This window comes from Streptomyces sp. NBC_00996, from assembly GCF_045162675.1.
Lineage (GTDB): Bacteria > Actinomycetota > Actinomycetes > Streptomycetales > Streptomycetaceae > Streptomyces.
In genome coordinates this window covers 379795-394390 of the sequence record NZ_CP108723.1, presented here as the reverse complement: position 1 = coordinate 394390, position 14596 = coordinate 379795, and the positions used below count along the sequence as shown (strand labels likewise).

13 protein-coding genes and 4 pseudogenes are annotated in these 14596 nt (G+C 70.5%); 5 read left to right on the top strand and 12 right to left on the bottom strand.

What is annotated here, in order from left to right; translation table 11 throughout:
- Window positions 1–2: 2 nt before the first annotated feature.
- On the bottom strand, window positions 3–653 hold the full coding sequence (locus tag OG390_RS01980; protein WP_406164690.1) for a CBS domain-containing protein: 651 nt from the start codon (window positions 651–653) through the stop codon (window positions 3–5).
- Between the two features lie 26 nt (window positions 654–679).
- The gene (locus OG390_RS01975) at window positions 680–1138 is read right to left on the bottom strand and encodes a Crp/Fnr family transcriptional regulator (RefSeq protein WP_406164689.1); all 459 of its coding nucleotides are present in this window, start codon (window positions 1136–1138) and stop codon (window positions 680–682) included.
- Between the two features lie 194 nt (window positions 1139–1332).
- Here OG390_RS01975 and OG390_RS01970 point away from each other — a divergent pair, with 194 nt between their 5' ends.
- From OG390_RS01970 to OG390_RS01950, 5 genes and pseudogenes are all read left to right on the top strand, one after another.
- A complete protein-coding gene (locus tag OG390_RS01970; RefSeq protein ID WP_406164688.1) occupies window positions 1333–1581 on the top strand; it encodes a hypothetical protein in 249 nt (82 codons plus the stop codon).
- Between the two features lie 382 nt (window positions 1582–1963).
- Window positions 1964–2224 (top strand): hypothetical protein, encoded by a 261-nt coding sequence (locus OG390_RS01965; protein ID WP_406164687.1) that lies wholly within the window; start codon window positions 1964–1966, stop codon window positions 2222–2224.
- Between the two features lie 292 nt (window positions 2225–2516).
- A pseudogene (locus OG390_RS01960) lies at window positions 2517–2893 on the top strand (hemerythrin domain-containing protein); the annotation flags it as partial.
- 155 nt (window positions 2894–3048) lie between these two features.
- Window positions 3049–3564 carry a DUF2231 domain-containing protein gene (locus tag OG390_RS01955; RefSeq protein ID WP_406164686.1) on the top strand — a complete coding sequence of 172 codons (516 nt, stop codon included), beginning with the start codon at window positions 3049–3051 and terminating at the stop codon, window positions 3562–3564.
- A 41-nt stretch (window positions 3565–3605) separates the two neighbouring features.
- Window positions 3606–3697, top strand: a pseudogene (locus OG390_RS01950) (flavoprotein); the annotation flags it as partial.
- A 59-nt stretch (window positions 3698–3756) separates the two neighbouring features.
- Here OG390_RS01950 and OG390_RS01945 read toward each other — a convergent pair.
- The 10 genes and pseudogenes from OG390_RS01945 to OG390_RS01900 all read right to left on the bottom strand — a co-directional run.
- Window positions 3757–4798, bottom strand: a pseudogene (locus OG390_RS01945) (transposase); the annotation flags it as partial.
- 213 nt (window positions 4799–5011) lie between these two features.
- Window positions 5012–7345, bottom strand: coding sequence for a heavy metal translocating P-type ATPase (locus tag OG390_RS01940; protein WP_406164685.1), 2334 nt, complete (start codon window positions 7343–7345; stop codon window positions 5012–5014).
- A gap of 133 nt (window positions 7346–7478) precedes the next feature.
- Entirely contained in the window at window positions 7479–7691 is a 213-nt protein-coding gene (locus tag OG390_RS01935; protein ID WP_406164684.1) for a ferredoxin, read from the bottom strand.
- Window positions 7692–8242: 551 nt separating this feature from the next.
- Complete coding sequence (locus OG390_RS01930; protein WP_406164683.1) at window positions 8243–8470, bottom strand: ATP-binding protein; 228 nt, start codon at window positions 8468–8470, stop codon at window positions 8243–8245.
- 324 nt (window positions 8471–8794) lie between these two features.
- On the bottom strand, window positions 8795–9055 hold the full coding sequence (locus OG390_RS01925; RefSeq protein WP_406164682.1) for an SHOCT domain-containing protein: 261 nt from the start codon (window positions 9053–9055) through the stop codon (window positions 8795–8797).
- A gap of 1081 nt (window positions 9056–10136) precedes the next feature.
- The gene (locus tag OG390_RS01920; protein WP_406164681.1) at window positions 10137–10556 is read right to left on the bottom strand and encodes a CBS domain-containing protein; all 420 of its coding nucleotides are present in this window, start codon (window positions 10554–10556) and stop codon (window positions 10137–10139) included.
- A gap of 153 nt (window positions 10557–10709) precedes the next feature.
- Window positions 10710–12104, bottom strand: a complete 1395-nt coding sequence (locus tag OG390_RS01915; protein ID WP_406164680.1) for an HAD-IC family P-type ATPase — start codon at window positions 12102–12104, stop codon at window positions 10710–10712.
- Between the two features lie 114 nt (window positions 12105–12218).
- Entirely contained in the window at window positions 12219–13097 is an 879-nt protein-coding gene (locus OG390_RS01910; RefSeq protein WP_406164679.1) for a potassium channel family protein, read from the bottom strand.
- Window positions 13098–13167: 70 nt separating this feature from the next.
- A pseudogene (locus OG390_RS01905) lies at window positions 13168–13479 on the bottom strand (glycosyl hydrolase family 65 protein); the annotation flags it as partial.
- A 48-nt stretch (window positions 13480–13527) separates the two neighbouring features.
- Entirely contained in the window at window positions 13528–14400 is an 873-nt protein-coding gene (locus OG390_RS01900; protein ID WP_406164678.1) for a universal stress protein, read from the bottom strand.
- Window positions 14401–14596: the final 196 nt, after the last annotated feature.

The window sequence follows — 14596 nt, the reverse complement described above, 5'->3', positions numbered from 1 at the left end:
CACTACCCATCGGCCGCGGTGAGCCGGCAGTCCACGCCCACCACGCCCTCGACACCCCGCACCAGGCGGACGGCGAGGGGGATGCGGGTGGCGTCCGGCACTCGTCCGGTCAGCGTGGCGACGCCCTCGGCGACCACGATGTGCACGGGCTCGGCCGGAGCGGGAAAGAGAGGGTCGACGACGTCGCGCCGAATCTCGTCGGCGAGGTCGTTGTCCGGGCGCAGGAACACCTTGAGCAGGTCGCCCCGGCTGACGACGCCTTCGAGCAAGCCTTCGGCGTTCACGACGGGCAGTCGTTTGACGTGGCGCAGGGCCATGATGCGGGCTGCTTCGGCGAGTGTGGCGTCGGCGTGGACGCTGACGACCGGGGCACTCATCAGCTCCTCCGCGGTCACCGCCCCGGCCTTGGCCAGGTCGGTGAGCCGCCGCAGCTGGGTGAACCGGTCCGGATCGCTGTCCCGGAACTCCTCCTTGGGCAGCAGATCGGCCTCGGACACGACCCCGATCACCCGGCCGTCGCCCTCCAGTACGGGCAGGGCACTGACTTTCCACTCATCCATGCGCTCGACGATGTCCTTGAACAGAGCCTTGCGGTCCACCGCGACGACGGCCCGCGTCATCACGTCACTCACTCGATGCGGGCTGATTCGCATGCTGTCCTCCTCGCAGGGCCAGGTGGTCACGTCAGGTCACCGCTGCCGTAGGGGGCGTAAAGGTCGAGAAGCCGGATCCGGGAGGCGTGCAGCCGCTGCGCGACCACGCGCCCGACCCAGACGGCGATCGCCCGGCCGAACTCGGGGTGCTCGGCGCATATCGCTCGGACCGCCTCGGCGTCGAACTCCCAGGCCCGCACCGGGCTCATCGCCTCGGCGCCCAGGTGCCAGTGGTATGGCGGGAAGTGCCAGGACCAGCCGACCAGTTCACCGTGCCCGAGCGACTCGATGACGGCCGGACGGCGGCCCGGCACATGCAGGTCGAGGGCGACGGTACCGGTACGGACGATCCAGAATCGGTCGGCGCGCCGGCCCTCCTCGAACAGGCGGGTCCCGGCCTCGAAGGAGACCTCGCGGGCGAGCTGCATCAGCCGTTCGCGGTGCTCGGCCGGCAAGGCGGTGTTCATGGTGGTGGCAGAGGTCATCGCACCGGCTCCCTTCATGTCTTCTGCCTCCAGCGTGGGCGCGTCCGAGCCCCGCCGCCACGGGCCGCTCGGATCCGACCAGGGCCCTTAGGCCCATGGGCCCCGGCATCCGTCGAACCGCAACGCCGGAGGCGCCCGCTGTCGAGGGAGAGACACCATCAGCGTCTCCGCGCGCATCGCGATCGTCGCCGTCGGTGCCGCGTCCCGGCACGACAAAGGTCGACCGGGCTGTGCTGTCCCGCCTGCGCGAGCGGGCGCTGGAGAGGCCCGTCCCGCCCGGTACCGTCCTCGCGGAATGTGACCTTGATCCAGGGCGGCTGATCAGGCTGTGGGACCACATGGAGCTGACCGTGATCCTGGAGGCGGCGCACACCCGGGCCAGATCCACGGCAGAGCTGGACGCCCGCCGACTGGCCAGGGCCGCTCGGCCACGGACTCGGTGAAGCCGTTGAGGTGGCGTGGGAGTTGAACCGGCTGCCCGCGGCCACCTCGTGGCGTACGCCGTCGAGACCGCAGACATCTCTGTCGGGCTGGGACTGTCCCATCCGTAGCCGCCGCCGTGGACATTCTCGGCACGCGAGTCGAGGACGAGATCGTCCGGCCCCGGATCGCCGCCGCTTGCGGAGCCACCGACCCTGCGGCGGCATGACTGGACGGGAAGGGCCATCCACTTCTCGCGGATCCGGATTGCGCGGTGCGCGGCTGCTGTCCGCTTCTCCGCGTCTCCAACGGGTCCTTCCCGTCACTACCAGCACACCACGGGAAACCACCGGTCCACCAGGGCCGATCGGCCCCAATCCAGCGACACATGGCGGAGCCGAGACCATGACGACCACAATTCCCGGGTCTGCAGCTCGGCCACTCGGCGGGCCACGGCCCGCGCTGCTCGCGTTCCTCGACGGTGTCGGCACAGTCACCGGCAGCAAGTTCCTGGTCGAGAGCGACCACGCCCGCGTCCTCGCCGACTGCGGCCTCTTCCAGGGCCTCGTCGGCCTACACCGGCGCAACTGGCATGGTTTGCCTTGTGACGCCGGGGACATCGAGGCCGTCGCGATCACCCACGCACACCTGGACCACTGCGGCTAGCTCCGTCGTCTGGTCCGCCACGGCTTCCGGGGCCAGGCGGTGGCCGTCTACTTCACTGCCCGTCTCATGGAGATCGTGCTGCGAGACGGCGCGAAGCTGCAGATCGAAGCCGCGCCGCACGCAGACGAGTACGGCGAGTTCGGACACCGAGGCGCTGCCCCGGTACGACGACTCCGACGTCGACAGCACCCTCAAGCTCCTCGAACCGGTCCCCACCGGAACGGAGACCGACCTGGCGTCGGTGCCCGGCTCACGCTGCACCCCGCCGGTCACATCCTCGGCTCGGCCTGGGCGCGACGACCTGGACGCCATCCGTGAAGCCGTCGGCCTGCTATCCGTCCAGGACGGTCCGGGATCGCTGGCCGCCGTGTGTCACATCGGCCACCCTGCTCACCACACGGCTGCTCCCTCATGCAATACGCGGAGGAACACCAGCTCTACCCCGCGCTGAACCGACAATTCGGCGGACCGGAAAGCACCGCGACCATGGGCCGAGCCCACACCGAGATCGCCCGCCTCTCCCGCCGCATCACGACCCGCCTCCGCATGGCCGACGAGGCAGGCACGCCGGAACAAGTCGACGACCTGCGCGCCTGCCTGCACGGGCTCCATTCCGTTCTCCGCCTGCACTTCAGCCAGGAGGAGAGCTACTTCTCACTCGCTCCCTGAGCCGTACCGCTGGGACCCATGAGGTCAATGATGCCGATGGGGCTCAGAGGCAACTGAGAGGTCCCTGTGAAAAAGTGCCGCGGTTCCTCCGTGTCGGCTGGGGATCCAGCCCACGCGCGTACGGTCCGGCCAACACCCCCATGGAGAAGAAGCTCATGAGTCTCACTGTTGTCAACGGACTACCCGCACATGTCCTGTTCGTGCACTTCGTCATCGTGCTCGTGCCCCTGAGCGCCCTGGCTCTCGTGGTGTGCGCGGCCTGGCCCGCCGGCGCCCGCCGGCTCGGCCTACTGCTGCCCATCCTCGCGCTCGTGACGCTGGCCAGCGTGCCGGTGGCCACACACGCGGGAGAATGGCTGGAAGAACACGTCGGCAGCGACCCGCTGGTGCGCAAGCACGCCGAACTCGGCGACGGCCTGCTGCCGTGGGCTCTCGGTCTCTTCGTGATCTCGGCCGTCGTCTGGTGGACGGCCCGCCGCTCGGCGCCCGCCCCGGACGACACGTCGGGTGCCGCATGGTCACCCCCGGCACTGCTTCGGGGCGCGGTCGTGATCCTTTCCCTCGCCGTCGCGGTTGGTTCTGTGGTGGACGTCTACCGGATAGGCGACTCGGGCGCCAAGGCCGCCTGGCACGACAACTACTCCAAGACGGCCACGCAGCACGACGGCTGACGGACGAGGCCGGCGGTGAGCCCAGCTCCTCCAGGTCGGTGATCGAGGCGCAGACCGGCTTCCGATCCGCTCCGCCTGGCTCACGCCCGGCGAGGCTCGCCCCCTGCCGCCCGCGGGCGCGATCGCTGTGGCCATCATGAAGATCCTCGGACACACCGTCAAAGGCTCCGGACCATGATCGGACGCTGTTGGTCAATTCGGGGTCCTGCTACTTCGCCCCGTCGACTGTTGCTCGGCGGGGCGAAGTGCTGTGAAGCGGCTGGTGCAGGTGCGGGCTCGGGGTGTGCCAGTGAGGTGGGCGTCGATGCGGGCGAGGTTGATGGCGGCGCCGGTGAACTGATGTTGGAGGCTGGTTTTCGCCAGGCCGCGGTAGCGGGATCTGCGCAGGCCGCAACGCTGGACGCCTTGGGAGATGGTGCCTTCGACCCCGGCGCGGACCGTGTACCGCTCTTTCCAGGCATCGGTCCGCTGCTCGATCCGCGCCGCGTGGACGGCTTCGTGTTCGTCCCGATGCCGGAGGTGGAGCTCGCGGCGCTGGGCTGTGGGTGAGTTGACGCAGTCGCGCAAGTGGGGGCAGGGTCGGCAGTCGGCCGGACGCAAGAATGACAGGCAGGCCCTGCTGCGAGTGCCGGTGATGCCACTGGGTACTGGTGGTCCCGTTCGGGTAGGTCACCTGTTCGTGGACCCAGTCGACGGTGAACGTGTCCTGCCCGAGGTGACCGTCGGCCCGGGCTGCGGTGTTGGCGGCCATCGGCCCGTGCAGGTCGACCCCGTGCTCGCGTCGGGCGGCGACGACCTGCCCGGCGGAGGGGTATCCGGCATCGACCCAGTGCTCACCGGGCAGGCAGTCCCGCCCGGCCAGCGAGTCGTGGATCTGAGAGACCGCCACGCTGTCGTGGACGGTGGCGACAGTGGTGGCCACGTTCGTGATCAGGTTCGGCGCGTCCGTGTCGCACGTCTCGGTCAGGCGGGCCTTGTATCCGTCCCACATGGTGTCCTGCTTGACGCTGCCACGCGCCTCGATGTCATAGGGAGTGATCAGGCGCGACGCGCCTGGCGGGCGGTACTTTGGGTCCCGGCGCCTCACCTCGTCTCCCACCAGGTGGAAGTGCTGGACTCACACCTGCCGCAAGGTCTCCACTTCCACCGGGCCTTCCCGTACAGCGTGTCCGCTACCGAGGACACGGTTCGGCAGATCCGCACCGCGCCTCCCGAGCCCCGCTGACAGAACATCAACCGTCGGTCCGAACTGTCCATTGCGGGCCGTACCTGCATGCACCGGGACTTCCTGGATGCCGGTCATCACGAACTCTCCCTCCGGGCGATCCCGCCTTCAGCGTCCGGCGGCGGGGCCTGGCCGCACCGGGACTGACGGGCAGTTTGCGGGCCGAGTGGCCCTTCCGGGCGGAGTGCTGCGGCAGCAGGCCCTGAAGACTGTCACGGTGTCTCACGGTGCCAGTGAGAAGTAGCTCTCCTCCTCCTGCGTGAAGTGCAGGCGGAGGACGGTGTTGAGGCCGTAGAGGCAGGAGCGCAGGTCGTCGAGTTGTTCGGGGGCCAGGCCGCCGTCGGCGCTTGCCAGTTGCAGGTGGGTGGCGATGCGGCGGGAGAGGCGTTCGATTTCGGTGTGGGCCCGGCTCATAGTGGCCGTTGCCTCCGGGCCGCCCAGGGTGGGCGCGAGGGCGGGGTAGAGCTGGTGTTCCTCGGCGTACTCGTGGGGCAGCAGACGTTCGGTGAGCAGCCGGTGTGTCGCCTCGACGGCCGCCAGGGACTTGGAGCCGGGGGTGTCGGAGAGGCGGTCGGCGGCGTCGCGTACGGCTTCGAGGACGTCCTGGAGGTCGTCGTGTTCCGACGCGAAGCGGTGGATGAGGGCTTCGGCGGTGGGGGAGAGAGCCGGTCGCGCGGTCTGGTCGACCCGCAGGGCGCGTAGGGCATTGAGGATGACCGCGACGTCGATGCCCTCTTGGAGCAGGGCTCCGGGGGCAGGCGGGAGCAGGCCGGCTGCGGCTGCGGCCATGGCGGCCAGCGACATCAGCATGCCGCCGAGGGCGCTTTGGACAGCGATGTGCCGGGCACGTTGGGCAATGGTGAGCGCGTCGGCGAGGCGGTCGACGCGGTCGGTGGTCAGGACGATGTCGGCGGCTTCGGAGGAGGCGGTGGAGCCGCGGGCGCCCATGGCAACGCCGATGTCGGCGGCGGCGAGGGCGGGGGCGTCGTTGACACCGTCGCCGACCATGACGGTGACCGCGTGCTCGCGTTCGGCGCGTACAGCGGCGACTTTGTCGGTGGGGCCGAGTTCGGCGCGTACATCGTCCAGGCCGAGGACGGCGGCGACTTCGTGGGCTGGTGCGGATCGGTCGCCGGTGAGCATCAGGAGCCGTTCGATGCCTGCCGCGCGCAGGTGGCGCAGAGTGCGCGGGGCATCGGACCGTAGCGGGTCGCGCAGGAGCAGTGCTCCGGCCAGGTGCCCGTCGACCGTGAGCCAGGCGACGGCCGCGCCGTCGAGGAGGGCGCGGTTGTCGACCGCCTTGGCCCAGGGGGGCCGGTTGTCGGTGGGGTCGAGGCGGCCGATGGAGACCTGGTGTGCGTCCACGGTGCCGGTGGCGCCCCGGCCGGGCTCCTCGGTGACGTCGGAGGGGACCGACAGCTCCAGCTTGCGTTCCCGGGCGGTGTCGACGATGGCCTGGGCCAGGACGTGGGGTGAGTACTGGTCGAGCGAGGCCGCCAGGCGGACGACTTCCGCGGGGGTGAAGTCGGGGGCGGCGGTCACGTCGAGGACGCGGGGGCGTCCTTGGGTCAGGGTGCCGGTCTTGTCGAGCAGGAGGGTGCGGGCGCGGCCGAGGTTCTCCAGTGCGCCGCCGTCGCGGATGACGACGCCGAGGCGGGAGGCGCGGGACAAGCCGGAGACGATGGCAACCGGGGCGGCCAGCAGCAGCGGGCATGGGGTGGCGACCACCAGGACGGCGACCGCGCGTACGGCGGAGCCGCTGATCAGCCAGGCCAGTCCGGCCACGGCGAGGGACAGGGGCAGGAACCAGGCCGCGTACCGGTCGGCCAGCCGCACGACGGGTGCGGACTCGGCCCCGGCCTGTTGGGCAAGGCGCACGATCCCGGCGTACGTGCTGTCGTGCTCGGTGGCGGCGGCGCGCAGTTCGAAGGCACCTCCGGCGTTGACCACGCCGCTGCGCACCATCTCGTCCCGGGCCCGTTCGACCTGGAGGGGCTCACCGGTGAGCACCGACTCGTCGAGGACGGCGGCGCGGCTGTCCACGCGGCCGTCGACCGGGACCACCTCGCCGGGGCCGACGACGAGCAGGTCACCGACGGCGACCTCGGCCAGTGGCACCGTGGCCACTCCCGCCTCGGTGCGGCGGCGCGCCGAGCGGGGCGCGTGCTCCAGCAGGGCACGCAGGTCATGGGAGGCCCGCCGCTGGGCGGCTGCCTCCAGGGTGCGGCCGGTGGCGAGCATCAGTGCGATCAGAGCACCGGCCAGGTACTCGTGGACGGCTAGGGTGCCACCGAGCGCGAGTACGGCGATGAGGTCCACGCCTGCGTGTCCGTGCCGCAGGGCGGACAGGACCCACCCCACCGCCGGGATGACGGCGGACAAGGTGCCCAGGCCCCAGAAGAGGTCGGCGAGGCTGCCGGCATCGGCGAGCCAGGCGATACCGCCGGCGGTCAGGGCTCCCGCGGTGACGGCCAGGAGGACGGGTTCGAGCCGTGGGGACACGATCGCCGTGGTCAGGCGGCGCAGCCGTGCTGTGAACGTGGGGCGGTGCTTCATGGCGTACCTCGGTCCGTCCGGCGCGGCGACCTTCGGTTCGGTCCCTCTCCATCACATCGCGCCACCCGGTGCCGGCGGCAGGGGACGTCCGGCCCTGGTCCAGGGCCGGACAGCCGGTGCGCGCGCGTGCTGGTCATACCGGGCCGTCGTCGGCGTGCAGGGCCAGAAGGGGGCAGGCGGCGACGGCGCGGCGGGCGTGCGGTCGCAGCCCGTCGGGCACGGCCCGGTCCTTGAGGATGGGATAGCCCCATTCGTCGAGGTCGATGAGCTCGGGGAGGAGTTCGGCGCACAGGCCCTGGCCGGTACAGGCGATGCGATCGATGCGCAGGATTCGGGCGCCGGTCATCGCCAGGTCTCCGGGGGAATTGCGGGCGGCACGGGGATTCGGGGTGGCCGGTGGGCGGCTGTGCCGGGGGGGCTGCGGTGCCGGTTGCGCCACACGGGCCGCACCCTCGTCGTCGTTCTCGCCGTCCTCTCCCGCGATGGTGGAAGCGGGCGCCGCCTGGTTCTGTACGGGTGGGCTCGTCGGTGCGGGCGCGGTTGAACTGCCCGGTACCAGGTGGGTGTAGACGCTGCCGAGGGCCGCCGCACCGGCCAGGGCGGCGACTGCGATCCACCGGGTGAGTCGGCGGGCACGACGCAGGCCGCGATCGCGTCGTTGTGGGGAATTCGCGGGGGAGAGGGTCCGGTCGAATATCGTCGGGCGAGGGTGCCATGGCAGCGGCTCCTGGTGAATCGGCGGCCCGGATCGGCTGCGTGCACCTTCAGGCTGTGCCCCGGGCACTCAGGAACTCGCTCACGTCTTCTTCAGAACCGGTAAAGATCTCGGGATGCCGCACGACTCGCCATCGCCCACCCGCGGTCCGTTCCCGGGCGCCTTTCAACGGCTCGACTCCCTTACCGGAATTCGCGATCCTGCCACAGTGGCAGGTCGAGCACGGCGGTCAGCCCGCCGCCCGGGGTGTCCTCCAGCCGCGCCGCACCGCCGTTGGCGGTGACCAGCCGGTGGACGATGGCCAGCCCCAGACCGGTGGACCCTGAGCCGTCACCGCGGGCGTCTCGTCGACCGGGCCACCCTCGGGACCCTCGCTCGGGTCGACCACGAGCGTGCCCGGTGTTCCACATCGTCGCCGGGTCGAACTCCAGGTGGACGGTGCCGGGGCCCGGGTCGATGAGGACCTCAGTCCCTTGCCGAGGAGTTCGGCGTAGTAGCCATTTCTGACCTGCACGACTTCGCCGACGTGCAGGTCCCACCGGTCGGCGAAGCGCCCGGCCGCGCGCTCGGCATCGGCCAGATTGCGGACTGGTCCATCGCGGGAGAGAGCATCCAACATGGCCCCGGGGCCGGGCCGTCCGAAGTCGCTGCCCGCCCCCCACACGACCGATGCGATGAGTGTGGCCACCGCAGCGACCAGCACGGTGAGTGGCAGCCAGTGGCCGTGTAGCCGGTTACCGGGCCCTCGTCCGGTGGGCGGCGAGGTGCTTGCGTGCCTCGTTGTAGGCGTCGGCATCGATCTCGCCGGAGGCGAAGCGACGATCGAGGATCTCCTCCGGCGTCTCTCTGGGGGCCCACCCGTGCTCCGTGCCTCCGCCGCGATCGGCGGGGCGCCGGGTGAGGTGCACCACCGCCCACACCACGAGCCCGATCAGCGCAATCCACAGCAGCGGCATGAAGGCCATCCAGGCCCAGCCGCCGTTCCAGTACGTCACCGCAGCTCACCTCCTCAGGAGGCTTCCTGCTACCTATTGTCCGTGCACCTCCGGCCGGGTGCCAGGGCCGTTCGGCCTCGCCGCTGAACCGAGAGGCGACGGGACGGCCGAGCGTGTCAGTGCCGCACGGCTCCTCGTCCTGCGTGCACTCGGTCGAGCCCCTCGGGGCTTGTACGCAGCCCCTTTATCGCGCTGGCCAGTGCTGCCATCGCCAGTTCATTGTGGGTGTGGACGTGCAGATGGGCGAGGGCGAACGGTTCTTCCAATGGCAGGTGGACGGGCCGCGGTGATGAACAGGCCGACGGCCACCGGGAAGGTCACCGAGAGCACGGGGACGTTGGTCCAGGACTGGTTGAGGCGGTCGTTCGCGACATCTTCGCGGATTGCGCGAGTTTGTAGGAGAGCGTCACCCACAGGACGGCAGCGAGACCGACGATGGTGCGGATCTTCTGGGTGCGGGCCACCACCGCGTCGTCGACTCGGCCCGGCCGCGACGGCCTGAAGACCTTGCGTACGATCGCGATGGGACCGACGGCACGCCACAGTCTGCGGGACGGCCCCCCCGACGCACAGGCGGCGGCATCGGCTGTGGATATCCGGGGTGCGGAGGTTGGGGATGGGGGGCGTGGGGCGGGTAACCACCCTGCTGCTGAGGCGTGTTGTACGGGTAGGGGCCCTGAGGTGGCGGGGGCGCGCTGCGACCGACAGTTCCTGCAGCAGTCGCTCAGCGACTTCGCGGACGAGTTCAAGGCCATCTGCCGAAGGTAGTGCCTCAAGCAGGCGAAGCAGGTCATGCTGGGGCAAGACTACCGTGCGTCCCCTGGATCGAACTGTTCGATCACCAAGGACAGTTGCATGGTGGCCTGCCCCGCTTTCAGGGAGCATTCACCGGCAGTCGAGGCACGCGAGAGCACGGAAGCGGCGCACTGCCCAGCCAAGATCAGCTACACCACACCATGGCACACCATGGCCTTCGAGTGGAGTGAGCCGCCTGACCTCCGGCCGCGCGGACAGCGTCACATCCGTCCCGAGCACAAGGTCCCAGCGGTACGCGTGACGGTGGTGTGATCGCGTCCGCCGGTCAGGGGGCCGCGCAGACGGCCTCGACGAAGTGGCCCACCTGGTCCTCGGGCAGGTGACGTGCGAGGTCCGCTTCGCTGATCACGCCGACGAGGCGATGGTTGTCGATGACCGGCAACCGCCGGATCTTGTGCTCCTCCATTGCCCGAAGTACCTGGTCGGCATTGGCTTCGGCGTCGATCGTGATCGGCTTGCCCTGTTCGAGCTGGCCCGCGGTCATGGTCTTGGGGTCCTTGCCCTTGGCGAGGCACTTGACCACGATGTCGCGGTCGGTGATGATCCCGTGGAGCCTGTCGTCCTCGCCGCAGATCGGGAGGGCTCCGACGTCCAGTTCCTTCATCCTGCGTGCCGCGTCCTGAAGCGTCTCGTTCTCCTGGATGCAGGTGGCACCGGCATGCATGATCTCCCGGGCGCTGGTCATGGCCGTCTCCTTCGAGCGTCGTCGCCGTCCGCGCGGGGAGAGCCCATGGAGCCTGGCTCGCCCCGGCCGGAACTCCTCCAGACCAGTGTGGGTTCTTCGTATCCCATGCGCATGCCGGGCAACAGGCGGGCACGTCACCCGAGCGGGGCGGGCTCAACTTCCCTGGGCCGCCGAAGGGCCGACGCGTGGCGGCCGTTCCGGTCTCAGCCGCGCCTGCAACCGCATGACGACATGGCCGAGACCCGACAGCACAGCGGCGATCGCAGGTCGGCAGGCGGAAGCGCCTCGGCACCCAACAGGTCTCGTAGGGGCGGGAGACAGACGCCGGCTGCCTGGAGCATCAGTGCCGCGCCCACGGCGACCAGCAGGAACGGGTTGGCCAGGCTGCCGGGGCGCGCCCGGGAGCCGAGGGCCACGCCGAGCTGGGTGGAACACCATGGATTGCCAGGGGCGGCCGGTCTCCCGGGCCCAGACGCCGACCACGAGCGTCACCATGGCGACGAAGGCCCCCATGAACAGGATCCGCAGCCACAGACCGGCACCCAGCACGCTCTCCTCAGGAGGCCGGGGCGGGTGGCCCATCGTGTCCGGGGCGACGGGCTCCGCACCCAGGGCGACACCGGGCAGGCCGTGCGTGAGCAGGACGATGGCGTGCCGGTCCGCCATGCGCCGTGCTCCCAGAGCGAGAGCGAGCGTCACCACGGCGGGAAGGGACTCCGGAACGGCGGCCACGGCAAGGCTGATCGCCGCCACGATCATCAGCTCCACCGGCTGACCGCGTACCAGCCCGAGAGTGAGCACCGCCGCGCACAGCGCCACGGTGACAGCAGCCAGTGTCCGGCCGAACCTCGCCAGCCGGTGCTGCAGCGGAGTGGGACCGGTCGCACCGCCCATCAGGGAGGCAATCCGGCCGAGCGCGCTGTCCGCCCCGGTAGCGGTGACCACGATTCGGCCGTGGTCACGAACGATGACCGTGCCCGCCGACACCGCCCCGCTCGCATCGTCCCTGTCCGGCGCCTTCTCCACCGGAACGGACTCACCCGTCAGTGACGACTCGTCCGCCGGCAGCAACGCTGCAGCAGACACGTCCCCGTCCGTGGGAACAATGTCACCCTCGGCCACCAGGACCAAGTCGCCCGGCACCACCTCGGCAGCCGGGACGGAGCGCTCCTCACCGTCCCGCACCACCCTGGCGGCGGGGGCGCTCATAGCGGACAGGGCCATGACCGCCTGTTCCGCCCGAACCTCCTGCACGACGCCGACCACAGTGTTCACAGTGATCACGAGCAGGATCACTGCGGCGTCGGAGAGATCAACGGTTGCGATCGTCAGGGCGGCCGCCACGAGCAGGACCATGATCAGCGGATCGCGCAGCTGCTGCAGCATCCGTCGCCACGCCGGGGTCCGCGGCTCCGAGGGGATCTCGTTGGGCCCGTGGAGGACCAGCCGCCGCGCGGCCTCGTCGGACGACAGCCCCGTGGTGGGATTCGTGCCCCGAGGCCAGTCGGCGTCCGCCGCGGACTTCCGGCTGCCGCTGTGCCGGTTCACGGCCGTGGCAGAGGCGTGATCGGACGGCTCTGTGCGTTGGATGCCATCGCCGCTCCTGCCGTGTGACCGGCCGCCGCAGGGGCGGAATCCCGCTTTTCAGAGCGCCACCCCGGCTCAGGGCTGCGCACGGCCGCGACCATGGTCGGCGGCGTACGCGGCGAAAACTTCCGTCGGTGTTCCGCCCGTACGCAGGAAACGCTGGTCGAGGATGGCGGCGAGGTCTTTCAGCGCGCCGTCGAGCAGGTCACCGGCCAGGCGCACCTCCGGCCGCCGCGCTGCCTGGCCGCGCTGCGCAAGGGCGGCGGCGTAGCCGACCGTGGCCGCCAGCGACGAGTGGTCCTCACCATCGTGGAAGTAGTACGCCTCGGCGTACTGGGTGAAGTCGATGCGGACGCGCACGACATCGGTGGTCAGGCTGTTCAGCAGCAGCGCCCCCGCGGTGCAGTCGATCTGCGGCGGCGTCGGGTCGGCATCACGCAGCAGCGCCAGCCGGACGGCCAGGACCCTCCTACGGGTCAGCGCCGGGTAGATCTCCAGCACCCAGGAGACCGTGGCCGTCAGCAGGGCGAAGCCCACGAGGGCTTCCAGCGGTGAGACCAGACGGAGCCAGCCCTCGCCGGGTGCGATGTCCCCCAGCCCCAAGGTGGCCACCGTGACCAGCGACAGGTACACGGAGTCGAGCAGCGCCGGTTCCTGAGCCGCCTTGGAATTGGGCGAGAACACGAACGCCCCGGGCATGTGGGGCCAGTAGACGATGGCCCAGCCGAGGACGACCGTGGCGGCCCACATACCCACCACCGTCACCATGGCGAGCGGCCCGACGAGCCCCACCACCCGCCTGCGCGCACGAAAGCGCCGAGCCAGCCGCCACATTGCCGTCATGACCAGGCGGCTCAGGCCGCCGTGGCGGGTGGGATGCCAGAGGGTATGGAACAAGTCCCGCAAGGTGACCATGACGAGCCCGGCGCCCACAAGCGAGACCAACCACTTCATGTACGTCTCCAACAGCCCTGTCACCCGACATGGAGCCCCGCTTTCGGAGCCCGGTTCCAAAACTGACGGATCATGCGGCAGGCGAGGGACCCGGCACGCCCGTCCGCGCGGACCAACCCGCCGACAGCACGAGCGCGCAGGTCTCCCCGGGCGCGACGGTGACGGCGCGGTGGGCCGGCATCACGCGGACCGGAGTCTCCTCCGAGTCGGGCATACCGATCTGCAGAAGTCCGGTCCGTCTCCGTACTCCGACACCCCAGTGACCGCGACCGCACAGCCAGAATCCGTACTCGGAGAGCGCCGGAAGAGGAACCGGGGCCAGCCACAGGGCGTCCTCACGCGTCTCCAGTCCCCTCAGGCCGCGCCGGACCAGGTCGGGGGTCCGGCCATGGCCCCGAACCTCCCTCTCCCATCACCCACATGCGGGAGTTCAGTCTCGCTGCGGGACAACTGCCACCGGGCACCCGGCGTGATGCAGCAGAGCATGGACGACCCTGCCGAGCTGCAGACCGAAGTGGCCGTGCCGCCGCAGCGCACCCACAACGATCAGGTCGGCGTCGGCCGATGCGTCCAGGAGGACCTTGTGAGCGGGGCTCTCGACCGCTCGGCGGTGTACTTCAACCTTGGGGTGATCCCGTACTGCGTCGCGCAGTGCGTCGGTGAGGAGGGCCGAGGCCCGTTCCTCGTGGACACTGGCGGCGACCTCGAGAAGCGGTTGATCCACGTGCTCATGGGCGGGGTAGCGCCAGGCCCGGACGGCATCCAGGGCGCAGTTGCGCACCTCGGCCTCGCGGAAGGCGAACCGTACGGCGGTCGAGCCTTCGGTGGAATCGCCGACTCCGACCACCACCCGGCCGTAGGAGCCCTGCCGGTTCTGCTTCCCGCCACGGACCACGATGACCGGGCAGACGGCGCGGGCGGCCACCGCGAGGCTCACCGAGCCCAGCAGCAACCCGGCGAGCTCACCGCGGCCGCGGGAGCCCGTGACCAGGGCCGAAGATTCATGGCCCACGTGCAGCAACACGGACACGGCGTCGTCGGGCAGCACCTCGCTCGACACCTTCAGCTCCGGGTTGCGGACCTGGGCGCGTTCCGCGCAGGACGCGGCGATGTGCTCCGCCATGATCTCTTCGGACGGGCGGTCGGTTGTGAAGGACGGGCGGCCTCCCTCGTACCGCTCCCACAGGGAGGCGTAGACGAGCCGCAGCGGCAGTCCGTGGCGTGCCGCCTCGTCCGCCGCCCAGTCCACGGCCTGCAGGCTGGAATCCGATCCATCGACACCCACGACAAGCGGGAGCTCCACCGCCCCACCGCCTTTCTGACCGGCAACCGCGAGCCTTTCTGTCCGGCAACCGCGAGACCTTCACCGTCGCACCGCACCGGGTCCATCGCGACACCTGGACCGGCTTCGTGACACGCGCATCGGCTGGGGAGCAGACCTCGGTCCCGGTTGCACCGCGCCCGTTTGCGGCGATCGTGGAGTCATACGGCCGGGAGGA

What these genes read in the sequence shown, in the direction of transcription:
- OG390_RS01955 (WP_406164686.1), top strand. Translation starts at nt 3,049, where the DNA reads ATGAGTCTCACTGTTGTCAACGGACTACCCGCACATGTCCTGTTCGTG.
- OG390_RS01910 (WP_406164679.1), bottom strand. Translation starts at nt 13,097, where the DNA reads ATGAAGTGGTTGGTCTCGCTTGTGGGCGCCGGGCTCGTCATGGTCACC.
- OG390_RS01935 (WP_406164684.1), bottom strand. Translation starts at nt 7,691, where the DNA reads ATGACCGGCGCCCGAATCCTGCGCATCGATCGCATCGCCTGTACCGGC.
- OG390_RS01930 (WP_406164683.1), bottom strand. Translation starts at nt 8,470, where the DNA reads ATGTGGAACACCGGGCACGCTCGTGGTCGACCCGAGCGAGGGTCCCGA.
- OG390_RS01940 (WP_406164685.1), bottom strand. Translation starts at nt 7,345, where the DNA reads ATGAAGCACCGCCCCACGTTCACAGCACGGCTGCGCCGCCTGACCACG.
- OG390_RS01965 (WP_406164687.1), top strand. Translation starts at nt 1,964, where the DNA reads ATGACGACCACAATTCCCGGGTCTGCAGCTCGGCCACTCGGCGGGCCA.
- OG390_RS01980 (WP_406164690.1), bottom strand. Translation starts at nt 653, where the DNA reads ATGCGAATCAGCCCGCATCGAGTGAGTGACGTGATGACGCGGGCCGTC.
- OG390_RS01975 (WP_406164689.1), bottom strand. Translation starts at nt 1,138, where the DNA reads ATGACCTCTGCCACCACCATGAACACCGCCTTGCCGGCCGAGCACCGC.
- OG390_RS01920 (WP_406164681.1), bottom strand. Translation starts at nt 10,556, where the DNA reads ATGACCAGCGCCCGGGAGATCATGCATGCCGGTGCCACCTGCATCCAG.